Source organism: Robinsoniella peoriensis, assembly GCF_000797495.1.
GTDB classification, from domain to species: domain Bacteria; phylum Bacillota; class Clostridia; order Lachnospirales; family Lachnospiraceae; genus Robinsoniella; species Robinsoniella peoriensis.
Genome location: NZ_JTGN01000003.1, coordinates 423,806 through 448,973, shown reverse-complemented (window position 1 = coordinate 448,973; position 25,168 = coordinate 423,806). Strand labels below are relative to the sequence as shown.

Below are 25,168 nucleotides of genomic sequence, written 5' to 3'. Positions count from 1 at the left end.
CCCCTTCTGTCTTATTCCAAAGAGAATTCCAGCATATCAAAAGTCCCTCTCCCTTGATAGGAAAACAACAAGACTCCCGTCCATTCTTCACATACCGCATCCATTGAAAATTCTGTCCACTCTTCAGAGTATTTTACAGGAATCTGACACAATAGTTTCTCTTTCTGACCTATTCTAACGCGGATTGTTCCTTCGGCACGTCCTCTAATTTTTACAGATACTTTATGTAAGTTCGGGAGATGAAAATATTTGTAGCCAATTACCGCCCCATCCTTCAATTTTGTAATAAACTGTCTTGGAACTGACTCTAACATTTTCACTTCTTCAGGGTTCACATCTGGACAATCTTGTGTTACATATGGCTGATCATTACTGCATGGTCTGGCAATCTCAGGTTCTTCCTTTCCATGCAAGATACACGCAATAGATGCCGGATAAGTCCCTCGCCCTTCCAATGGACCACCATTTAACCCCTGTGATGTCATCTCAGCCTGCTGAATTCTTCCATCCTCAAGAATGGTAAGTTCCTCCGCACATCCCTGTCTGGAAAACTGTGTCTTGTTACTTGGCCGATGATAAAAAACATACCATTTACCATTGATCTGCTCAATACCACCATGATTATTCCCCCACATGATTTGTACACGGTTCTGCCCCTCGTCTTCCACAATCCCAGAATTATCTGACACAACACCACCATAATGATAGCCCTGGTCCGGCTTTTCACTAACTGCATAACAAAGTTCACGTGATTTCGTAGAAGAATAGATTAAATAGTACCTTTTTCCAATTTTCCGGATAGAGCTTGCCTCGAAGAACTCATGCCCTTCAAATCCAGTCCCTTTTGCCTCCCCCAAAATCGGAAGAAGTCGTCTCGGTTCTTCTTTGACCGTGAGCATATCATTACTCAGTTCCATGACGCAGGAGTTTTTCGGAGTCTCACCGATATCTGCTTTTGTCTTCGGACCATTTCCTGAATACAGATAAATCTTCCCATCATCATCTATAAAAACACCTGGGTCAAACTGCCAGATATCGCCCTCTCTTTTTCCGATCTGCCCTCCGTCTTCACCCTTAACGATACCATAGAATTCATATCGACCGGCCGGTTCTTCACATACAGCCACTCCGATTGCTTCTCCGTCACCGTCCGGGCAATAATACAGGTAATATCTTCCATCCTTCCCCTGTACAACATCGGGAGCCCATATCTGCCTGTTTCCGTCCTGCATCCGTGGATCCTGACTGCTTCGATAGATAACACCTTCATATATCCACTCATGCAGATTCTGAACATCAGCCGACCAGCATACATAATCGTTCATACAGAACTTTGTTCCGCCAAATCTATCATGGCTTCCGTATACATACACCCGTTCGGCAAATACATGGGGTTCCCCATCGGGAATATATTCCCATAATGGTAAATATGGATTATAACATTGTGTTTTCATGCCTTTCTCCTTCCGTTTCTTATATTATGAAAACAGGAGCCCTGAGGAATATATCCCCCGGACTCCTGCAGCTTAAGATTCCCTCTTATTTATCTCCGGCAAGTTTCTTTCAAAATCTATATCCGTTCTTATTTAGTTTTATTGGCATACCACTCTCTAGCCAGTTCTGTCACTTCTTTTCCGCCCGATGCATACCATTTTTCAACAAACTCATCGAACTTATCAATTGGATATTCTCCTGCAATGATCTTGGTTGCGTACTCAACATATAATGTCCTGTTTCCGATATCGGGAAAATCAGAGTAAATAGAATCCGGCATACCATCACCTGCAAAGCTCTTCACATACTCCTGGTTTTTCTGAACATTCTCAACTGCCTGAGAAACTGCCCATTCCCTGTCTTCTGTTAACTGTGTGGACAATACATTTACCTGGAAGTCAATGGTTGCAATGCTGTTGTATGGCGCAAGTACCAGGTTCTGTTGAGTAGACGGATCATCCGGAAGTCGAACTGCCTTTCCATCTATCACTTCACTGTGCATACCTTCTACACCGTTGTAAAATTCCATCCACATGTCCTGATTTCCATATGCATCCAGTACCTTCATAATCTTATCGATTTTTTCTTCATCCTCTGTGTTGGCTACTACAAATCCGCCGCCATTCATCTGACGATGCGTATAGTAACCTTCATATCCTGGTGCGGAAATTGCTGGTAGGATAGCGATTTGTGGTTTTACACCTGTTCCAGTATAAATATTCTCGGCATAGTTGTAGCACTCCTGTGGAAGATGTTCCCACACCCCTACAACCCCTGAGTTAATCTTTCCATCCCATGCGGACTTGTCATTCAACAGCGTCTCTGGATCAAGCAGACCCTCTGCATACAATTCTGACATCCATTCCAGGCAATCTTTCATATTTTGAGTTACTGCGGAATATGTAAGTTCTCCGTCATAAATATCCCACTGCGGATATCCTTCCCACATTGCAATTCCATACTGTCCAAACATCTGTCCCATCCATCTTACTTCTGCACGTCCGCCAGTCGCAATCTCATCTGCAACACCGTTTCCATTCGGATCGTCATTTTTAAAAGCACGTAGTACTTCAACAAATTCCTCCTGTGTTGTCGGCATTTTGAGTCCCAGACTATCCAGCCAGTCCTGACGAATCATACCACCGTTTCTTCCATAATTCAGAACCTGTGGAATCACATAAATACGATTCTCACCCGTTGGGTCATTGGCCTTTACAGCATCCCACATTTCTTCCGGAATGCTTTCCCACAAACGGGGAGCTTTCTCCTGTAGTAAATCTGTCAAATCCAAAAGTGCGCCGCTCTCAATCAACTCTGATTCAATACCATTCCACGGACTGAATACATCCGGCATATCACCTGCTGCAATTCTTAAGTTTAACTGTTCCAGGTAAGTCTCACCGCCATTCCACTCTACATATGGCTGTACGATACCGACACCCATCATCTCTTTGTATAGATTGTACAATTCACTTCCTGCTTCCACTGGTAGATATCCGGTATTAGTTCCCCAAACCTCAATGTCTTCATCTGACGCCACTTCCTTACTATCTGACACTGCTTCCTTGCCATCTGACACTGCTTCCTCACCACCTGATGCTGTTTGTCCATCTTTTTTTTCTGATGATCCGCAACCTGACAGCATGGATAATACCATCGCTGATGCTACCATTACACTTAATAGTCTTTTCACGAATTTACTTTTCATACCTCTCCACCTCATTCTTTTTATTTTATTTTATCAGTTTTTTTTATTTTTTAAATATGGGGATTTTAGAAATCGCTATGTGCTTTTTTAGATTTTTACTACATTACACTGGCAATTCTATCAATCACGAGGAAATATCATATGCACCTCGTCAGTGCACACAAGGATTATATCACAGCTGAGATTAATATGTAGACCGTGATATAGAAAATTTATCAGCCTTTTACTGAACCAAGCATTGCACCTTTAGCAAAGTATTTCTGAATCCATGGATAACCGATCAAAATCGGAAGTATTGCAAATACAACTGCTACCGCACTCAATGTTGCTGGTGTATAATTCGCTGTCTGCGCCATTGTAATCGCGCGTAGTTCACTACCCCCGTCTACGATGGAGCGGATCTTCATCTGTAGCGGAAATAGATCCATATTCTGAATGAACATCATCGGATGTTCATACTGATTCCACATAGTAACACCGTAGAACAAGCCAACCGTCGCTAACACTGCTTTGGATGCCGGCAGTACAATCTGGAACAAGATTCGGAACCTCCCGCATCCATCGATCATCGCAGCTTCTTCCAATTCTTTTGGGAACTGCTTAAAGAATGTCCGAACAATAATCAGATTATATGCCGTCATAATATGTGGGAATATTAAAACCCAATAGCTGTTAAACAATCCGAATGAGCGAAGCGTGAGAAAGTATGGCACCTTGGGTGCTGAAAATACCATTGTGAACACAACAAGCAGCATAATATATTTTGAAGTCTTAAACTCCGCCTTTGACAGGGGATATGCCATCAGCACATTTAGTATCAGAGCAAAAATCACACCAATTGCAGTCGATGAAACTGAGATTAAAAACGGTTTCCAAATTCCACCCTTGCCCAGAAGATAATTCCATGAGTCAAACGTGAATTCTACCGGCAACAGATTGATGAGATTCATCTGTGACGCAGTCTTAGAACTTAGGGAAATCGCAAGTTCCGAAATAAGTGGAATAGCTGTAATAACTGCAAACAAAACCAATATTATTGTGATTAAAATCCCGAAAACCCTGTCTTTTGCAGCCTCCCGCACATGTGATGCTCTTTTACGAACTTTCATTACCACAGCCCTCCATCCTCTGAAACCTTATTTGCAATCTTGTTAAACGTAACTACCATAAATAATCCAACTACCGACTGAAACAGACCAACGGCCGTTGCAAAACTATACTGTGCCTGTTGGATTCCAACACGAAATACATATGTATCAAAGATATCTGCAACTGCATATGTCATCGGCGTATACAGATTGTAAACCTGGTCGAAACCAAGTGTAAGGAAACTTCCAATGTTCAAAAGAAGCAATGTCAACACCGTTGGAATCAAAAGCGGGAATGTGATATAACGTATTTTCTGAAATCTGGACGCTCCGTCAATTGCCGCCGATTCATACAGACTTGGGTCAATACCGCTAATTGCTGCCAGATATACAACTGTCCCCCAGCCAGATTCTTTCCATATCGTGGAAATCACATAAATCGGTCGGAACCAGCTTTCTTTCTGCATAACCAATAGCGTATCCATTCCAAAGAATTCTCTTACATTATTGAATAGTCCACCAACACCAAAAATATCAAATACCAGACCTCCAACAACAACCCATGATACAAAATATGGGATACAAATAATTGTTTGGATTCCTTTCTTAATCTTTGCATTCCGAAGTTCGTTCAGCATCAGTGCCAGAATAACTGGAATCGGAAATGTCAAACATATTTTCAGTAAACCCAGTACAATTGTATTCCGAAGTATCTTGTAAAAATCCGGGTAAACAAATAATTTTTTGAAATTTTCCAACCCGCACCATGCGCTTTCCCAGATCCCTTTATAAGCCGAATAATCCTTGAATGCAATAACACTCCCCATCATCGGAATATATTTAAACATAATCAGATAAATAATTCCTGGAAGCATCATCACGTAATACGGCCAATACTTTTTAAAATGACTTCGCGATCCGGAAGACTTTGCGGCAACATTTCTTGTTTTTACTGCAACCATAACACCCTCATACCTTCTTTCTTTTTGATGATTTAATTTTAGCATTTTTCTATTTTTTTGAAATATGGATATTATAGGTCTTGGCATGGTATTTTTTAGATTCTATGACCGTGTGGTGTGGATGGTAAAGAATTTGAAATATTGTCGGGAAGTAACATAGGCTAAAGCCGGGGCAAAATAGCTCATGTGAGTTATACTGCCTCGGCTTTAGCCTATGTTATTTTGAAAGTGGCTGAGGAGTTTAGTCCGCCATATCCTCTACGTTTCTCCTAAGTCCATCATACTCTGCATAACCGTAACATTTCGGCTCCCCATCCTCATCCATATCTTTTGCAAGATGTACTTGAAATCTACTGTCCGGTAAAAATGTAATCCTTAATTTCATCTGCCCCGTATGTTCTCCTGTTACTTGAAGATTGCTCCAAATGACCGTCTCTTCAGGCACAAACATGTTGGCCGGCGCTTTTACCCGAATCCACCCATCATAAAAGGTCTTTCCGTCCTCACTGTAGTGGTCATATCTGGTTTCTACTGTATCACCCGCTATATAAGAGTTTACCACTATGCCACATACACCTTCTATTTTTACGGGATAGGGTGGCTCTGTCTGCATTCTGGCATATTCCATTGGAAGTGCATAAGGAATCTCTTCTTTTCCCGGAGTCACTCCCCACATTTTTGGCTTTGACGGCTGCACATCCAAAAGCTTGCATTGGCGCAGTCTGCTTTTTACTTTCCCCTCTACCAACCGGGTACTTTCGTTCCACATTGCTTTTGTACTGTCCGGATGCCAGCTCATAGGAGAATAATACACCCATTTTCCTTCCGGATCGCTTAAATTTATCCCTTCGTGAGCTCTTCCCTCACTCATAGAACGCTGGACATCAATCAGTACCGGACCAATATTACCGGCTTTTTCATAACGGACACCTGAAATCGCATACTGATACAACATATTCAAATATTTTCTTCGTGTGATATTATCCTTATGAAGTGGCACAACCCCCAGTACCCCACAGTCCGTCTTCGGTGAAAACCTAGGCGACATACAGACAGCATAATGCTCATTAGGAGAAAAGATAGCCGTTTCTTCATAGCCAAGTGTCTCTGTAATCTGAGCAACCTCTTCTGTATCCAGCATCTGCAGCGTACTTTCCGTAATGCAGGTTCCCCCACCAGCCAGCGTAATACCTCTTCCTCCCCTTACAAACTGTTTAACTTCCCCTCCTCTGCTTACCTTGGTACGGAAAAATCCCTCATTTTCCAAATCTGGTTCAACTTCGTTCACAGTACTGATGATACACATATCTTCCATTGCATAATGGGATTCCTTTCTCACTAGGCTTCCGAGAAAATTAAAAACTCCGTTCCCTGTTAGGGACGAGAAGCATATATGCTCATTGTCAGGCGCAATCAACGGTTCGGACCATCTCATAAATAACCCTGGGATTTCGTAGATCTCTTCTGGAAATACCACTTCCACTAACTCAGACGAGGTACATCGATCCAGATCTGGTGTGCATTCTAACACATAGTCCCCTAGCAAGATCCGTTTATTATCGGAATAACACATCCAGCGTATTCCGTTAGCTCCCTTTTTCATTGGGATTACTCCATCAAACAGTTCACAGAGTTCCCGCCCCTCCTCTGATATTGTAAACACCCGATACCAATTTTCATTTTTTTCAGGTTCTCTCACAGATACTAATACACGCCCGGAAAAAGTATAGGTTCCGTTTACATTTGTATCAATTCCGCCTGGCAGCGGAATGTCTGTGATTTCTATGCGACCATATTCTGTATTTTCGATTAACATAATTCCTTCCTTTCTACTTTGCAGCCTCTACTTTCTGCACATCACCTTTTTGTTGATTGTTGTTGAACTTATGTTCTCCTCCTCTTAAATGCCTGTTAAAAAGTCACATATTTGTTCATAAACTCCGCACTCATCTGAAATGATTTTATCGGCGATTTATCCACCCAGTTTTTATGGCTCTCCAGAATCACCGCGTCCACGCCGGCTTTCTTCGCTTGTTCCACCATCACCGTAAGATTCATGTTCCCATATCCCAACTCCATGCTATCTGACTTAAGAATCGAGCTAGTCCTTCCACTCACACGGCTTCCCCGGTCATTGATGTGGTACAGCTTCATCCGTTCACCTAGCTGCTCCATTAATGGCAGCACATCTACACCTGCTTCAGCTGGCCAGTAGGAATCAAATTCAAAATTGACATACTCCGTATTCGTCTTCTCTAGAATCAAGTCATAGGCCGTTTTGCCCGATTCTACCTTGCGAAATTCACAGTTGTGATTATGGTATAACAGGGAAATACCTCCTTCTGCAAAAACCTTTCCTACATGGTTCAGTTTCTCAATCAAATCCAGTACCGCCGCTTTATCTGAATAATCAAACTGGTGCATCCCAGTCACAACAATATATTTGGTATCAAAGGCCTTTGCTTCGGCGATAATATCCTCCGGTGCCCGCATGCAGCTTCCCAGGTCTTCATGTACACTGACCACCTTTAAATCAGACTCGGCTATCAGCTTTTCCCAATCCAATTTGCCGGTCTTCCCCATCGGCATTCTGGCCAGTGTGGTCAGGAGCCGGACTATCATGGGCATTTTTTTAATCATAAAGCCATTCAATTCGATTCCGTCATATCCGGCATCTTTCATCAGCTGCATGGTCTCTTTTGCCTTCTCTTCGCTTCCCATGACTGTGCCGAGCTGAATCATCTGAACTGCTTTTACCGTTTTTTTCAATTCCATTTTTTCGCTTCCTCTATTGTTTCGGAATCTGCTGCAATGCTGCATTCAAAGCCATTACCTGCTCCTGACTCACGACGTCTCCGACCTGCTTTAACATACTCTCCAAAGTCATAGCTCCCATCATTTTTATCAGGTTTGGGTTATCCTTTACACTTTCAGCCACATCACCCCGGCCGGCAGATGTCTGTGCCATCATCGCTCCCATGATTGCTCCTGTCTGGGGATGGCTCTGCAATGTTGCCAGCGTATCTTTTATTGAAAAATATCCCTCTTTGAAATCATCTTTGTCGAACCAGTTGACAAGGTCTCCGGCTGTTCCGAACCGATAATCCTGATTCGGTTTTTCTACCTTGCGAATCGACATTGCATCAGTACATTGTCCCGCCAGAGCTTGCACGGTATGATTGCCACTGATGGGCACTGCAAAGCAAAATACCCGATTCCCCTTTTGTGTCTCAATCGGCTCACCATCTACATATAAGGTCACTTCAGGCTGATTGGAATAGACCTTTACTTCGGTTACTCCCTCTGCCCGATCCACATATCGGCTGCCACACAAATGGACAAATGCTTCCTCGCTCCAATATGCCTTATACAGATAGAACGCATCCTTTTTCAGCCTTCGATCCATGGTAACCAGCCCTTTTTGATTCTGACCGTTCTTACCACCCTCGTCTCTTCCGTCTGCCGCAAAGTCAAACATGTTCCAGACATGGGTCGCCCAGAGATACGGACGCTCCTCTATCATCCTGATGATATGCTCATGATAAATACACTGATAATCTTCGGTATAATCACCGCGCTCCGGATCTGATGAATGAAATGCCGGATTGGCATCTGCACCATATTCAGAAAATCCGATACATCGTTTGGGGTAAGTAGCATGATACTCATCAAAGAAGCTGTTGTTTTGTTCCAGCTCGCCCAGATACCAGCCAAAGTACAGATTATAACTGGCAATATCAGGAATTTCTAATAGCGGACTGTCCGTCTCCAGCATAAATACATGGGCCATCGTGGTCGGCCGGGTCGCGTCCAGACTATGGCACAGATCATTTAATAACCGGTGGTTTTCCATCAAATCATCGGTAACGCCTCCACTTGCAGAAATTTCATTCGATAATCCCCAGCAGACAATCGATGGGTGATTATAATTTTGCACCACCAACTCTCGCATCTGGCTTAAGGTATTTTCCCTGCCGTTTGGCATATGCTGGGTGATGTATGGAATCTCTGTCCAGAGAATCATACCGTAAGCATCGCACAGATCGTAAAAATACTGACTATGCTGATAATGCGCCAGGCGGATGGTATTTGCACCGATTTCCCGGATGATTTCCAGATCCTCTACCTGCATTTCTTTCGACAGGACATTTCCCGTGCCCAGACGGTCCTGATGACGTGAAACACCACGCAGCGGGTAGCTACGACCATTTAAAAAGAATCCTTCCTGTGGGTCAAATTTGATGGTGCGACAACCAAATTTAGTAGTAATGCTGTCACCGTCTTCATCATTCTGACAAATTTCCGCTTTAATGGTGTACAGATATGGATCATCGATGCCATCCCATAGATGTACATTTTCAATGGTAAATACCGCTTCTGCGTGTCCGTCTATGATTTGGGCTTCCTGTATCAAGTCACCGATTACAAAAGTAACTGTCTCTGCCACACCTTCTACCCAGGCTTCGGCGGTTACTTTTGCATCCTTTCCAACCACCTCCGGCGTGGCCTTGATGCCCGATCCGCCGGCATAGCCAAGAGCAAAATGTGCTTTTGGTACAATCAACAGATTCACTTCCCGGTAAAGACCACCATAAAAGGTGAAGTCGGCTTTTTGCGGATATACCCGGTCATTTTCCGAATTATCCACCGAAACTGTCAACTGGTTCTCTTCCTGCAGATATTCAGTCAGATTTACCCTAAAGGTAGAGTATCCGCCTTCGTGAGTTATCCTTTTTTCTCCATTCAAATAGAATTCAGCCGTCATCGCGGCACCGCAGAATTCCAGCCAGATCTCCTTCTCCTTCTTTAATTCTGCCAAAGACTGTCCATCTGCCACTTCGGTTATGTCCAGTTTTCTCCTATACCAGCAGAGTCCACGATAATAATCATTACCACCGTCCTGCCCGTCTAAGGCATTCCATGTGTGGGGGAGGGTTACTGCTTCGCCTGAAGTCTCCCATGCTGCAGAGGCACTGGCAGCTGTTTTTACAAACTGCCAGCCGTTATCCAATAAAATCGTATTCCGCATAATTTTTCCTTTCCTTTAAAAATGATGAACACCTGCTGTCACGAACTCATGTCTGCCATCCGGTAAACATACTTCTGCCTTTGCATTGGCTGGAACCGTGATTTCATAAAAAAACTGATCCTGCTCATATTTCCATGAGCTGACAATTTCTCCCATCGAAGACTGATAAACCGCTTTTGCATATGCCAGTAGCTTATGTGGTTGTGGAGCTATCTTTATTCTTTCATTTTCCACCTGAATACCGCACACGCCGGCAAACAGCCACCCGCAAACAGCACCGTAGGAATAATGATTCAGCGATGCACTAACTTCACCTTTTTCATTGATGCCATCCCAGGTTTCCCAAATGGAAGTAGCACCTTTTTTCACTTCATACAACCAGCCCGGCATCGTATCCTGTAGTAGTAAACGATAAGCCGTTTCCTGATAGCCATACTCCGCTAATACACTGCACAGCGACGGTGTCGATAGGAAACCGGTATTTAGGTGATAGCCATTTTCTATGATTTTTCCATTTAATTCTGCTGCAGCCGCTTTGACTTCTTCCTTGCTCAGCAAATCAAACGCGATGGCGCGTACATACTCTGCCTGGCGATCCGAATGGATCTTTCCGTTATCAGTCGCTACAAAATGAAATGCCTTTGCAGCATTCTCTGCGGCATCCCGGTAATGTGCGGCATCTTCGCTTCGTCCAAGGACCTCGGCAATTTCTGCCAGCATTCTGCCGGAACGGGCAAAATATGCTGTAGCCACTTTATATTGCGGCTTTGACATAGCTGCCATCGCCGAGACACCCGGCTCGCACCACTCGCCAAAGTCAACACCCGAGTCGATGGTATACATTGCATAGGGATTTTCTTTTCCAATCGGGTTATGCTCATTTATCTGCTTTGCGCGGTTCTCTAAAAATCCATACCATCCCTGCATCATTTCATAATTTTCTTCCAAAATGCGAACATCATTAAACCGTTTATATATGGTATATGGCACAATTATGCCTGCATCACCCCAGCCAACCGAAGAGGCTAACATTCCTGCGTATTGACTTGTTTGGTTATTTGGCGGTGCGATAATCGAAAGCTTTCCATCATCATACTGATTCAAGCGACACTCGCTCAGCCATTTTCGTACGACCGGATAACAATCAGCAAAAAAGAGTCCGGTTTCAATAAAGATTCCCATGTCCCCTGTCCACGCTGCACGCTCTCTGGTTGGACAATCGGTTGGCATGTCGCAAAAATTGGATTTCATACTCCAGATGCTGTTGCTCACCAGCTGATTCACGTCTTCATTGGAGCACTCGAAGCTCCCCGTTTGCTCCATATTGGAATATACGGCAATGGAAGTAAAGGTTGCTGTGGATAAATCTATATCGGTTTCTATTTTCGCGTAGCGGAACCCCCAAATAGTAAACTTAGATTTGTAATGGTTTCGGCCATTTCTACAGATCAATTCCACACGCTGCTTTATTTCTCCTTCTTTATGTCGTTTACGGTCCTGAAAATTCTCAATTGTAAAATTCCCATTTTCATCCAGCGATTCACCATGGGTCATGGTGAGAGTCTGTCCTTCCTTCGCATTCACGGTAAATTCCACATAACCTGCCAGGTTCTGTCCGTAATCAATCACTGTTTCACCGTTCGGCGTAATCATTATCTTTCCGGCAAAACGTTCCTGTTCCACGATAGGTACTGAGTTTGAACCTTTGAAATGGGTGATCTCGAAATCTTCCACCTTCACTTCATGCCAACTTGTCAATCTCTCCTTACGGGCATCATATATTTCACCTTGCTGCATATCGTTTTCGCGAATTGGTCCATCCTGGGTTGCCTGCCATTTTTCATCTGAAATGCAAACTGGCACACCATCAACTTCCAGCTGAAAGAACAGCGCAATATCTTCACCAAAGAGATTTCTCTCTCCATCCACACCGGAGCAGCTGCGATACCATCCATCCCCTAAGATCACCTGGACATTATTCTTTCCTTCTTTCACCAGCTCAGTTACATCGTAAGTTTGATAGGTCAGTTTCTTATTATAGGTATCGCTTCCCGGTGCAAGCACAAAGTCTCCCACCCTCAGACCGTTTATATATGCTTCATACAGCCCGTGGCAGGTGATGTACAGTCGCGCCTGACTTCCAAGCGGTGCCTTAAAAGTTGTCTGCAAATAGCTGGCCGGCTTATGTACACTTGGATCACAAACCAATTCCGGATTTATCCACTTTGCCACAAACTGCGTAGCATCCAAAATACCCGCTTCAAAAAAAGCTTCTTCACTCCATTCTCCAACCGTATCCGCTTCATCCCAAAGACGGACTTTCCAGCTTACCCGTTGCTTACTTTTCAGTACTTCGCCAAAGGTCACCTGCATTTTATTTGTCGATACTTTCCCGCTATTCCAGACGATGCGCCCATCTGATACCGCTTCTATTTTATATGCGGTCTGAGTAATTCCATCTTGGCAAATCCATGATAAAGACGGCTGCTTGATGTCTATTCCAAGTGGATTCACCAGGCGTTCTGTCTTGAGTTTAATTGCTTTCATTTGAATTTATACCTCCCCGTACCTTATTCTGCTTCCGCCTGTGCTTTCTTCTCCTGAATATTTTGCTGCACCTCTACCATCTTCTCTTTGGATAATGGTGAGAATTTAAGTGCAACCAAGGTACAGATCCATCCAAGAATTGGCAGACCATAGTTCAATATTAACGTCATTATAAAGATCGCAGGTGTTCTCTCATCGGTTGGCTGTGGCATTACTGCTGTATAACCAATTACTGCCACACTTCCGGTAGCAATCATTGCACCCAGGGAGGAAACCAGCTTATCGACAAAACTATAAACACCTGTCATAGTGCCCGGCATATATTTACCGGAACGATCCAGTTCATAATCGATGATATCAGCCAGCATGGCGCCGGTTGCCGTCGTCACACACATTTTACAGCCATTTGTAGACAATGTCAGGACAAAGAAAACTATCATCAGTGGCATCACCTTTCCGACCGTCCAGGAAGATGTCACTCCAAAAAATACGATCAAAATAGCGGTGGTAATAATGCACAGGCGTGTCCACGTAATAATTGACTCTTTATTTCCATGTTTTCCGGCATAGCGTCCACCGTAAATGGCAAATATAATGGAAGGAAGCATGGCTACCATAGTGACAATGGTTGATAGCTGCATATTACCGATAATGATTCCATATAACATGGTCGTGACAACTGCCTGCCCAGCCGTCTGCATGGCTAGTTTATCTGATGTTGCAGCAAAAATATAAGTCTGAAGGGCGCGGTTGGTCTTAAGGATGGTAATCATATCTTTGATCTTTACCCCTTCCTGACTGCTCTTAGTACTGATTCCCTTAAAGTTTTCTGCTTTATCTGCCGGTGAGACACCTATGCAGGCCAAAAGCTCCAGTATAAAGGAAACGGTTACTGCAAAGGTACAAGCTGCAGCTAACATCGGGGCTGTAAATTGATTTCCATACTTAGGTAAGATTCCAACTGTAATCCCCATTGATATACACATGGGGATGAAGTAGTTGTAAATAGTTGACCACACTCCTACTAACGGTCTTTGTTTCGGATCATTGGTCAGCACCGGTCCGATGACCTGACCAGCCATATTATTTATTGTGTAGCCAATAATGTACAGCATGTACACTAGAATAAAGGTAACTACGCCATGCCCTTTGTCGCTGAACCAATTGAACATCATGAAAACTGCCAGAGTCTCAATCAGCCAGCCCCCAAACATAAAAAGACGAAGCTTTCCAAACCGTGTGTTCGTTTTATCAATCAATAATGCAATAAGCGGATCAGTAATGCCATCAAAAATACGGGTGCCGGTGATAATTATTCCAACCAATGCGGTTGCAACGCCATATCCCACGTTTCCAACATAGCTTGCATAACCGATTAGCATATAGAAACACATGGCTGCCCCACTGTTGAGCTGCGATAAGGCAATCTGCCATGTTTTTGCCCGACGGTACTGTACACCATCGATTTCACTTTGTGTGTTTTTCTCTTTCCTGCTCATTTTTGTCCCCCCTTTTCTTTTACTTTTATCGTTCCATTAAGCTTCCAAGCACCTGAAGGCTTTCCTTGGGATAACGTGTCTGAGTGCTACGGTCAACACCGATTAGGCCAAATTTCATACCATAGCCTTTCTGCCATTCAAAATTGTCTAAGAGTGACCAGTACATATATCCTTTCACCCGAATCCCATCGTTTATACAAGCTTGGATTCCTTCCGTCACTTCTCGGATAAACTGGCAACGTCTGCTATCATCTGCCGTTGCGATTCCATTTTCGGTAATAATCAAATCACCTTTAAATTCATCTGCTACCTTACGAGTTACGTTTACAATCGCCAACGGATAATCCTCATATCCCATCTGTGTCCGCAAACATTCATCTTTTGCCTGGGCACCACCGTTTTCATCAAAACGCTTTCTGGTATAACACTGTATGCCCAGATAGTCATCATCCTTAATGTATGGCAGGTAGTGCTTAAATTCCTCATCCCATTCTTTTTCAGCAAATGCCTCGCCACCGGGATAAGGCTGCATATCATGTAACGATAAGGTCAAGCCAATTTTCAGATGCGGACACGCTTCCTTCATTGCATCCCTTGCTGCTTCATGGGCTTTCATTACTAATAGGTCACCCTCTGGTGTACACAGAGATACAAAGGTATGAACATCCATGGGATTCTGTAGGCCAAAGGCCTGTGCACTCTCCATCATACTAAGCATCATGTTTTCTTTATTCATATTGATACCAACTTGCACATCACTCTCTTGGGCTGCACTCTTTTTATCACCGATTTCTTTATCTGCATCTGTCTGTTGTCCTCCCATTCGCAGCACCATTTCTTTCATTAATGCCGCCAACTGGAGACGCATATTTGCCTCGTTGATCGTGCAGACATATTCCATTTTATCACCCAGTTCATTGGCTAAACGCTTGCAATATGCAGCAAACTTCTCCACCACTTCCGGGTTTTCCCATCCGCCCTGACTGATTAGCCATTTAGGTGACGAAAAATGATGCATGGTAACGATTGGTCGCACATGATTTGCATAGCAACAGTCCAACACATTACGATAATGCTGTACTTCTGCCTCATCCCACGTATCCGGTTCTGGTTGGATCCTCGCCCATTCAATTGAAAAACGGTAGGTATTAAGTCCCGCCTCTGCCATCAGATGAATATCTTCTTTATACCGATGATAATGATCCACTGAATCCAGGGACGGCTCATTAAACATAGAATGTGATATCTGTTCCTGTACCCAATAATCGCTGTGTATGTTGTTTCCCTCCACCTGATGTGCTGCTGTCGCAGCTCCAAGCATAAAATCTTTTGAAAACATCATTTGCTTCTCCTCTCTACTCTAACCAAATTTGCTCTTACATGTTTCTTTTCTCCATAATCTGATTATATATACTATTTCATTTCTTTGTTTTCAAAATTTTGCTTTTTTGTTTGATATTTGTCTATAATTCTTTATCAACCATTTTTTGAACAAAATCGCGAATTTTTAACTGTTTTTTTTCAGATTGTATTATATACTAGAATGGAAGCATACGATAAGAGATTAGGAGCGAAGGATATGAATTTAAAATCAAATATAGATATAGCAAAGTTTTTATTGGAAATTCAGAAATGCCAAGGTGAAGTGTATTATGAAACATCAGATGGAGACAGACTTAATCTTAGTTCTACTTTGAGCCAATATATCTTTTGTACTGTTGCCAGCCATTCCTATGATTGGAGTCAGGGAACGATTTGTTGTATGAGCGAAGAGGATATTCCCAAACTCTCCCCCTATTTAGAAGAGAGCAGAGCGTAGCAGTTCAAAGTCCGCATGTTTATATGATAGAAAGGGGAATGTGTAATGAGTATCATAGAAAATCTAAAATTATTTCAAGAACTGATTTGTTGTAGCCATAATATATACTACTGGACCTATGCTGCCGATTTGACATTGCTTCATACGAGCTGTCCCAAAGAGTTTGCCGCAGGTAATAATTATTCCTTACTAAGTCAGTCAGCTTATCTGCTTAACTATGCCAAGACCGGTCATTATCCGCTCATATTAGATACCTTTTTGAATTTTCTGTGGATTGCCGACTTTGAATGGGATGGCAACAGCTTGACTCATGTCCATGTCATTGGCCCAATTTTTACCGGAAAGAATTCTTACCAGCAGGTAAAAGAAAGTCTTAACCGGCACGATTTGTCCGTCCATATCCGGATGGATGTACTAAGGCAGCTGGAAGAGGTTCCAATCGTACCGCTCAATCTCCTCTACCAGTATGCAATTATGCTTCACTACTGTATCACTGGAGAAAAAATTGCCATTGATCAACTACAGCATATTACATCAACAGATAATTCTAAGAATACGGACAACTTATCCTCCAAATCAGATGAACACTGGGGTATCTGGGCATCAGAGCAGACATTTATTCAGATGATTCGGGATGGAAATCTCCATTATAAAGAAGCTTTAAATGCATCCCGCACCTTAAGCAGCGGTGTTAAATTTGATTCAGGAGGCCCCCTGCGCAATGCTAAGAATAATGCGATTGTCCTTTTGACACTTTGTTCTCGTGCAGCCATCGAAGGAGGCCTATCTCCTGCTGTTTCCTATACTATGCAAGATTATTATACCCAAAGAATTGAAGACTCCGGTTCTATTCCGGAAGCCTCGGTTCTTGTTGAAAACATCATGGAGGAATATGTTCAAAAAGTTCGACAGGTACGAACCAATGCCAATATTTCCAGAGCTGTCCTAAGTTGCTGCGATTATATCACCATGCATATCACTGATAAGCTAACCACTCAGTTTCTGGCATCCCGTGCGGGATATACCGAATACTATTTTTCCCGTAAATTCAAACAGGAAATGGGAAGTAGCATTAGTAAGTATATCCATCAGGAACGGATAAAGAAGGCTAAGATTTTACTTAGCACGACAAATATGAGTATTATTGATATCAGTAATGAGCTCGGGTTTAGTTCGCGGAGCTTTTTTTCTGATACTTTTCAGAAGGTGACAGGAGAAACACCTGCGGGATATCGACGAAAAAATATGAAAATATAGAAAGAATTCTAATCGTATTATCTGCAGTTTATTAACAATATTTTTCACACAACTGACTACAAGACCTCAATAATATACGCAACAGAAGCACCTCAACATGTGAGATGCTTCTACGCAGACAGAAACCTTTTATCTAAATCAGGCAGCCACCGCGTCTGCCACATCTATCCAATAAAAAGCTCCCTTAAATACTGTCCTTCTCTTCTATCCTGCAGAAGGCTCATGAATTCTTTTACTTTATCCATGTTGATTTTCTCCTCTTTTGACTTCAGATGCACATATAATGCGCCAATCAGATTGGAATCATTGAAGAATTTACAGGCTGTGACTTCCGGAATCGGTACCTCATGAGGATAAACTCCGTTTAATTTTTTTAGTTCTTCCTTGATCATTTGCAAAAACAACGGCTGCGCACTGATCCCACCGCCGATAGCTATGCGTTCCGGGTCAAAGATAAACTGGCAGTTTGTAATCTGAACTGCCAGCGTATTAACAAAACTGCGGATACAGCAAAGCGTTTCTTCATCGCCGCAGTTTGCCATTGAGAATATTTTTTCTCCATCCAGTTCTGCTATTGGAATGCCTTTCTTTGATGAAACCAGATGTATCAATGCTGGAATACCGTTTGTCATAGCCAGCGTCTTATCCTGATTAAACGCATCTTCTCCATCTGTTAATATATAGCTGAATTCCCCTGCCATAAAATGCTTCCCTCTTAAGACCTTGCGGTTGCAGATCACGGCACCGCCCACCGCAGTGCCGCATATGACTGCAATGGCATTTTTACAGTCAGACAGGCTTCCTCTCCACACCTCAGCCAATGCTGCACACTTTGCATCATTTTCAACAGTTACCGGTACATGACAACGGTTCTCCAATATTTCCACTATGTTAATATTGGAAATGCAGAAAATAGATCCACCGTTGTACATAAATCCTGTTTCACTGTCAATAATGCCTGCTGCACTTAATGCGATGCCTTCTATCTGATCTTGATTTTGTTCATAAATCCATTCCAGCATTTGTATAAAATCTTCGAAAGACTCCTGCCTGGTGGCAACTTTATTCTTATTGTAAAAATTACACTCTTCGTCCATGACCGCATATTTTGTATAGGTACCGCCTACGTCAATGGCCAAATATTTCATATATCTGCCTCCTCACTGCCGTCCTTTAATGACGCTCCGTTGCTGGCTATCACATCCCGGTACCAGTAGAAGCTTTTCTTTTTATACCGCTCTAATGTACCACTGCCGTCATCATTCCTGTCCACGTAAATGAATCCATACCGTTTCTTCAATTCAGCGGTGGATGCACTGACCAGATCGATGCACCCCCAAGTGGTATATCCCATGACTTCTACACCATCCTCAATTGCTTCCTTCACCTGCAGCAGATGATCTCTTAAGTAAGCAATCCGGTAATCGTCAAATACAGTAAGATTCCCTTCCTCATCCTCTTCTAAACGGTCCACTGCACCCAGTCCGTTTTCCACAATAAACAAGGGCTTCTGGTATTTATCCCAGAACTGATTTAATACATAGCGCAGCCCTCCTGGATCAATCTGCCAGCCCCATTCACTGGCTTTAAGGGCAGGATTTGGAACTCCTCCAAAGAGGTTTCCCTCTCCGCTGATATCTTTGCGCTGATCTGCCGTGGCACAAACACTGGCATAATAGCTGAAAGAAATAAAATCCACTGTATTTTTCAGAATCTCTGCATCCCCTTTATTAAATGCAATCTGAATGCCATGTTCCCTTAGGTAACGCTTCATATATCCCGGATATTCACCCCTGACATGAACATCTGTAAACATGGCATGTTTATGCTCCTCCTCCATCGCCCGAATGACGTCCCCGGGATCTGGTGTCAGAGGGTACACCGGCATACTGAGGATCATGCATCCAATCTGAAAATCCGGGTTAATTTCATGACCGATTTTCGTTGCAAGGGCACTGGCAACTAATTCATGATGGATTGCCTGGTATAACTGGGACTCAGTCAGCACTTCCTTCGGTGTATTAATTGCACCGCTCATAAACGGAGAATTTAAGATAGAATTAATTTCATTAAATGTCAGCCAGTATTTTACTTTCTCTCTATAGCGTTTGAAAATCGTCCTGACATACCGCTCATAGAATCCGATCATCCTGCGATCCAGCCATCCGTTCCAGGTTTCCGCCAAATAAAGTGGCGTCTCATAATGGGAAATCGTAACCAGTGGTTCCATTCCATATTTCCTGCACTCGTCAAACAGGTCATCATAAAACTGAAGTCCTGCCTCATTTGGTGTTTCTTCATCTCCACGTGGGAAAATCCTGCTCCATGCTATCGAAGTGCGGAATACTTTAAATCCCATTTCCGCAAATAATTTAATATCTTCCTTATATCGGTGATAAAAATCTATGCCCACAAGTTTCATGTTGTCCTCTGAAGGCTTTTCTGTCCTGGGGCCTTTGATGCCGTGTGGCATCACATCCTGAATAGAAAGACCTTTGCCATCCTCCTGATAGGCACCTTCACACTGGTTGGCGGCAACTGCTCCGCCCCACAAAAAGTTTTTCGGAAACATTTTCACATGTTCTTTGCTGTAAATAATATTTCCGGCTTTCCCATCTGTCCTTTCGAACCGTTCATTACATGATTTTGCAATATATGCATGCATCCCCATAAATGAAAATGGAATATCGTCTGCCTTCCCCTGCAAAATATCCTCACAGACCTCAATTACATTTCCAATGATATCAACCGATACTTCCATCACATGGTGAGACAAAAAAACATGTTCATACTTTCCATCCAGGCGCAGCTGAATACGTTTTAATGTATCCCGGTATTCTTCCAATGGGCTTGTATCCTGGTCAAAAAGAAAGGTGGAATTATTACAGGAATCTCCTAAAATCAATATTTTCAGTTCCGGTAGCAAAAACACCATGCTTCCCTGTGTATGTCCCGGCAATTCGTATGCCTCAATATGAAGCCCTCCCAAATCAAATTCCATACCATCAATCAAAGGCTGAAATTCCATGAAAGGAACTGATTCCACATAATTAAGATTCGCCGTCTTTTCAAAAACTGTTCCCAGATTCGCCTGCAGATAACCCCTGCGTTCTTTCACATGACACTGCCTCCGGTAAATTGGGATATCCTTAACATTCATATACACATTTTTGAATTCAGGTGCTCCCATGGCATGATCAATATGTCCGTGTGTCAATAAAACCATAATCGGCTTCGCTGTAATATTTTCAACAAAATGCCTCAGATCCCCCACACCAAGACATGTGTCTATTAAAACTGTCTTTTCTGTTCCTTCCGCCAGATACATAATCTCCCCTGTCAGGCTATGTATGGCAGTAATATGTGCATTTATTTTCTCTGCTTTATAAAATTCCATTCTAATCACTACTCCTCATACAGCTTTGTTAATTCCTTCGTAAGACTTTCAATCTCCTCCATGGAGAATCCTAAGAAGAACATTCCCTTTAACGTTTCCAGACTTTCATGCAGAAATTCCTCATCTCCGGAACCCAGGAAGTGCTGAAGCAGCGGTGAAATGCGGTCTATAATTTCCAGGGCGGCATCATCCTGCATCATGTCTTTAAACAGCGTCTTCCTGGTATACCTGCTTCGCAAATTCTCCATTGGCTGATAACAAAACTGATGAACTCCAGCGTTAAGTTCACCAATTGCCTTTTCGGGATACGATGGCAGACAGACTATTGCCGAACAGCCAAACGGAATCTCAATCAGCACCCGGATCTGTCCATCTTTCTGAATTTTCCACTCACTGCGGTATCGCCCATAAGCAGAATCATAAGACGCTTTCATATATTTTAGTTTCTGATTGACCAGCGGCGTAATCTCTGCCTTTTTAAATCCGGGTTCCAGTGCCTTAATTCCCGCCACATCCCGGTACAAAAATTCTACTATGGCCCCAAAAGAATAATGATTCAGCGAATTCATTAAAGTGCCGCTTATCACACCATTATCCAGTACCGAATTCCATCGTTCCCATATGGTAGTTGCGCCTAAATTAATGCAGTGCATCCATCCTGGAAATCCTTCCTGAAGCAGGAAATAAAATGCTTCATCTTCCATTCCATTTTCAGCCAGAACCCTGCACATCACCGGTGCACCGGCAAAACCTCCTTTTAGTTTATAACAATCTTTATAAAGCCGCGTTCTCAGACCTTCTATTATTCTCTGCTTATCTTTATAGATACCAAAATAAAGTGAAACGATATATCCTGTCTGGGTATCTATACACAGCCTGCCTGTTTCCGAAAAATACTCCTTCAAAACCGCATTGTAAACACGTTCATGCAAATCTCTGTAATATATCTCTTCATCCTGCTTTCCAAGAGCTTTTGCCGCATCAGCCGTTTTTTTCAGAGATTCGGCATAGTAGCATGAACCAATAAAATATTCGTCCGTACCGCCTTTCATGCTCTGTGAAGTTCTGCCATCCATAGCCAGCCAGTCGCCCAACTGATTGCCAAAATCGAACAGATATTTCTGCCCTCTCAGCCGGTCTTCTTTGGTAATCTTATCCACCCAGTCCTTCATCATAGGATAATACTGTTCCAGCGCTTCAACATCCCCGTAATGTTCATATAATACCATAGGGAGAAAGGTGGCAATATCTCCCCAGACGCTGCTGAAAATCGGACCATTTGGATCGAATACTGGGATCACTCCCGGAAGAATTCCATCATATTTTTTCTGTTCTGTCCGCAAATCATGAAGGAATTTATGATAAAATGCTGCAGTATCCATATTGTAACTGGCGGTTCCTGAGAAGACCTGGGCATCTCCAGTCCAGCCCAGACGTTCATCTCTCTGGGGACAGTCTGTTGGAAAATCAATGGAATTAGACTTTTGCCCCCATAATGTGTTCGAAAAAAGCTGGTTCACACCCTCATGCCCGGTTACAATATGCCCGGTTGTGCTCATTTTAGAATACAGCGCCTTTCCGGCAAAATCCTCTTTTTTTACCTCTGTGGTCCAGCCGCTTACCCGGACATAACGAAATCCAAAAAAAGTAAACTGCGGTCTTACCCATTCATCCCGCCCATCCGTTGTATAGACGAACCGGGATTTTGCTTTGCGGTAATTTTCATTATAAAAATTGCCATTCTGGAGAATTTCCCCAAAATCCAGAATAACTCTGGTTCCTGCGGGAAGCTGAGAATGAAATATAACATATCCTGCAAAATTCTGTCCAAAATCCAATACGGTCTCCCCTGCAGGCGTATGAATGATCTCTTTTACAGGCATTTCTTCCTGCTCTGTAACCGGGACGCTGTAACGTTCCACAAGTTGTCCTTCTATTTCTCCCAAAGCAGGTTTTTTCAAGGCATTTTCTTTTTCTTCCCATAGAAGATGATTGATTATCTCTCCGTCATAAATATCGCTATCCTCAATGTCTGAACCTTTATACAACCATGTATCATCAGAAGAAATCACTTGTTCCGTGCCATCTTCGTAGGTCAGATGGATTTCAGCAATCATCTGAAATTCACTTCCGTAATTCTGATCCATATAGGCAAGCCCGAATTTTCCTTTATACCAGCCATTGCCCAGCATAACTTCGATTCTGTTGTTTTTATGTATTTCACCTGTGATATCATAGGTCTGGTACTGGCATTCCGTATGATAGTCACTGAAATATGGTGTCAATACCTCATCTCCTATTTTCTTTCCATTGAGCTTTGCCTGATACACCCCAAGTCCTGAAATATAGAGACCTGCTTTTACTGCTTTTTTTGTGGTCTGGAATTCTTTTATAAATACCGGATGAAATCGGTCACCACACTGGGGTTTCAGCCATTGTGCTTTCCATGGCTCTTTCATTTTGCCTGTCTCAAAAAATGCAGTTTCCGTACTTACCGCTTTTTCACCATTATCCCCCATAGCCTGAACACGGATATAGTACCTGCTTCGGGGTGCAGCCTTCATATCCAGCCTTTCCCCGGCGGAATTCAGCTCCTTTCCTTCTTTTACATACACAATGTGCTGAAATTCCCAGTCACTGCTTACTTCTATTTTTATCTTTTCAACAGCTTTTGCCTGTGTATCTGTAATAATCCAGGCACAACGAATCGTATGAAATGAAAATCCTATGGGATTCACCATCCCATTAATCTTTAATCTGTCTATTTTCATAAAATTTCACCTTTGGTTCTTATTCTTTTTCCCGGGTTTCAAGTTCCGTTATAATAGATGGCATTTCTTCATCCAGCCGATAGAACAACATCAGTATAAAAGCTAAAATAACGCATCCAACAGGAATCCAGTTATAACATATACTGATTGCAGTCAGTGCAGTGTCAGGCTGGGTTTCCAGCAAAGCATTGAAACCGCCGGCAGATAAAACCCATCCCATTACAGCCTGTCCAAGACCAAGTCCCAGCTTCTGTGCCGTGCTAATACCTGCATTACCCATACCAACGGCACGGATCCCTGTTTTCCACTGTCCATAATCAATTGTATCAGAAATCATTCCAAATGCCATGCCTCCGGCAGCCCCCAGACCAAGACCCTTGACTGCATTGAAAAAGATTAATAGCGGTATATTCGTACCGCTCAGCCCGGTTCCAGCAAATCCAACGATAAGAAACAGCAATCCAAACTGATATATCTTGTGTTTGCCGAATCTCTTCATAAAAAATGGGGTAATGAACATGATTCCAAATTGTGCAACGGAAATCGCATTATTAATCGCTGTATAATAACCTGCATCCCCCAATACATATTGAGCATAATAAATCGCAGCAACTACATACATGACAATTACAAAGAAAATCAGGAACATACAAATAGTAAGAATAACCCAATATTTATTTTTAAAAAGGGATTTTACCGCACCTGCCGGATTGGATGCATCTGTGGTTCCTTTCCCTTTTTTCCCGGTTTCATGAATCCGCTCTTTGGTTCCCATAACAGTAATAACGCTGGCTGCAGCCACAATTATTCCCACAACAATGAATGCCATTGTCCACCCCTTCTGGGAATACATATCGCCTCCGCCAAATGCAGTAAGAAGCTTAATAAAAAAGGTATTCATGGCAATATTGGCAAGTGTTGAAAAGATCTGATTGATATTTCCTAAAAGTCCACGCTCATAACGGTTTCTGGTCATAAGATAATTCATGGAATTATATGGAACTGCCATTGAGGTGTAAAATACAGCATTAACAATATTATACATGATAAAAACATAAACACATTTTACTAAACCCGTCATGGAAGCCGGAATAGAAAATAACAGGATTGTGGACAATACCAGCGGAAGGCACATCCGCAGCAGCCAGACCCTGGCCTTGCCCATTTTTGATTGTGTACGGTCAACAATATTACCCATAACTAAATCGCTGATGCCGTCAAATATTTTGGAGACCGCTACAATTGTACCGGCTACTCCGGCATCCATAAAAGAAACATTCGTAAAATATACCATTAAAAACGATCCGAGAATACCATTAATCAATCCCATACCAAACATGCCTGAGCCATAACCAAGCCGTTCTGCCCAGCCTAGTGCTGCCTCTGGATCATCGTGCTTTGTTGCAAAATTTAACATATCTTCTCTCCTTTACTTTCATACTAAATCTGTGCTAATTACGCGCGTTTTTAACATTCTTGTTTGATGTCATAATAATATCAGGTAAGAAGAAATTGTTATATCGTTTTTTTGTCCTTTTTGTCTTTATTTTGCTGTAATCTGAGTTGTGTTTAGCTTAAATCTGACAAATGAATCTCA

16 protein-coding genes and 1 pseudogene are annotated in these 25,168 nt (G+C 42.7%); 2 read left to right on the top strand and 15 right to left on the bottom strand.

The window, feature by feature from the left end; all coding sequences use genetic code 11:
• Positions 1 to 11 precede the first annotated feature (11 nt).
• The 10 genes from QR40_RS08345 to QR40_RS08300 form a co-directional block, all read right to left on the bottom strand.
• Positions 12 to 1,454: a family 43 glycosylhydrolase gene (locus QR40_RS08345; RefSeq protein WP_044294307.1), complete on the bottom strand. Its 1,443-nt coding sequence runs from the start codon at positions 1,452 to 1,454 to the stop codon at positions 12 to 14.
• A gap of 128 nt (positions 1,455 to 1,582) precedes the next feature.
• A complete protein-coding gene (locus QR40_RS08340; protein ID WP_044294305.1) occupies positions 1,583 to 3,202 on the bottom strand; it encodes a type 2 periplasmic-binding domain-containing protein in 1,620 nt (539 codons plus the stop codon).
• 215 nt (positions 3,203 to 3,417) lie between these two features.
• Positions 3,418 to 4,311: a carbohydrate ABC transporter permease gene (locus tag QR40_RS08335; RefSeq protein WP_044294304.1), complete on the bottom strand. Its 894-nt coding sequence runs from the start codon at positions 4,309 to 4,311 to the stop codon at positions 3,418 to 3,420.
• Complete coding sequence (locus QR40_RS08330) at positions 4,311 to 5,252, bottom strand: ABC transporter permease (protein WP_044288843.1); 942 nt, start codon at positions 5,250 to 5,252, stop codon at positions 4,311 to 4,313. The genes QR40_RS08335 and QR40_RS08330 overlap by 1 nt, the downstream gene beginning before the upstream one ends.
• A gap of 241 nt (positions 5,253 to 5,493) precedes the next feature.
• Positions 5,494 to 7,068, bottom strand: a complete 1,575-nt coding sequence (locus QR40_RS08325; protein ID WP_052430748.1) for a hypothetical protein — start codon at positions 7,066 to 7,068, stop codon at positions 5,494 to 5,496.
• Between the two features lie 95 nt (positions 7,069 to 7,163).
• Positions 7,164 to 8,027, bottom strand: a complete 864-nt coding sequence (locus tag QR40_RS08320) for a sugar phosphate isomerase/epimerase family protein (protein ID WP_044294302.1) — start codon at positions 8,025 to 8,027, stop codon at positions 7,164 to 7,166.
• Between the two features lie 13 nt (positions 8,028 to 8,040).
• Positions 8,041 to 10,281 (bottom strand): glycoside hydrolase family 2 protein, encoded by a 2,241-nt coding sequence (locus QR40_RS08315; protein ID WP_044294301.1) that lies wholly within the window; start codon positions 10,279 to 10,281, stop codon positions 8,041 to 8,043.
• 15 nt (positions 10,282 to 10,296) lie between these two features.
• The gene (locus QR40_RS08310) at positions 10,297 to 12,828 is read right to left on the bottom strand and encodes a family 78 glycoside hydrolase catalytic domain (RefSeq protein WP_044294300.1); all 2,532 of its coding nucleotides are present in this window, start codon (positions 12,826 to 12,828) and stop codon (positions 10,297 to 10,299) included.
• Between the two features lie 23 nt (positions 12,829 to 12,851).
• Entirely contained in the window at positions 12,852 to 14,327 is a 1,476-nt protein-coding gene (locus QR40_RS08305; RefSeq protein WP_044294299.1) for an MFS transporter, read from the bottom strand.
• 25 nt (positions 14,328 to 14,352) lie between these two features.
• Positions 14,353 to 15,669 carry a glycoside hydrolase family 1 protein gene (locus QR40_RS08300; RefSeq protein ID WP_330373699.1) on the bottom strand — a complete coding sequence of 439 codons (1,317 nt, stop codon included), beginning with the start codon at positions 15,667 to 15,669 and terminating at the stop codon, positions 14,353 to 14,355.
• Positions 15,670 to 15,906: 237 nt separating this feature from the next.
• Between QR40_RS08300 and QR40_RS08295 the strand changes: the two genes are divergently transcribed.
• Together QR40_RS08295 and QR40_RS08290 are read left to right on the top strand one after the other, a co-directional pair.
• Entirely contained in the window at positions 15,907 to 16,146 is a 240-nt protein-coding gene (locus QR40_RS08295) for a hypothetical protein (RefSeq protein ID WP_044288845.1), read from the top strand.
• Between the two features lie 45 nt (positions 16,147 to 16,191).
• Positions 16,192 to 17,403 carry a helix-turn-helix domain-containing protein gene (locus QR40_RS08290; protein ID WP_044294297.1) on the top strand — a complete coding sequence of 404 codons (1,212 nt, stop codon included), beginning with the start codon at positions 16,192 to 16,194 and terminating at the stop codon, positions 17,401 to 17,403.
• A 164-nt stretch (positions 17,404 to 17,567) separates the two neighbouring features.
• Here QR40_RS08290 and QR40_RS08285 read toward each other — a convergent pair whose 3' ends face one another.
• From QR40_RS08285 to QR40_RS08270, 5 genes and pseudogenes are all read right to left on the bottom strand, one after another.
• On the bottom strand, positions 17,568 to 18,551 hold the full coding sequence (locus QR40_RS08285; RefSeq protein ID WP_052377617.1) for an ROK family protein: 984 nt from the start codon (positions 18,549 to 18,551) through the stop codon (positions 17,568 to 17,570).
• A complete protein-coding gene (locus QR40_RS33055; protein ID WP_027292160.1) occupies positions 18,548 to 19,975 on the bottom strand; it encodes a glycoside hydrolase family 1 protein in 1,428 nt (475 codons plus the stop codon). Before QR40_RS33055 ends, QR40_RS08285 begins: the two co-directional genes overlap by 4 nt.
• Positions 19,976 to 20,227: 252 nt before the next feature.
• A pseudogene (locus tag QR40_RS33050) lies at positions 20,228 to 20,731 on the bottom strand (MBL fold metallo-hydrolase); the annotation flags it as partial.
• A gap of 77 nt (positions 20,732 to 20,808) precedes the next feature.
• A complete protein-coding gene (locus QR40_RS08275; RefSeq protein WP_044294296.1) occupies positions 20,809 to 23,571 on the bottom strand; it encodes an alpha-L-rhamnosidase in 2,763 nt (920 codons plus the stop codon).
• A 19-nt stretch (positions 23,572 to 23,590) separates the two neighbouring features.
• The gene (locus QR40_RS08270; RefSeq protein WP_044294295.1) at positions 23,591 to 24,988 is read right to left on the bottom strand and encodes an MFS transporter; all 1,398 of its coding nucleotides are present in this window, start codon (positions 24,986 to 24,988) and stop codon (positions 23,591 to 23,593) included.
• Positions 24,989 to 25,168: the final 180 nt, after the last annotated feature.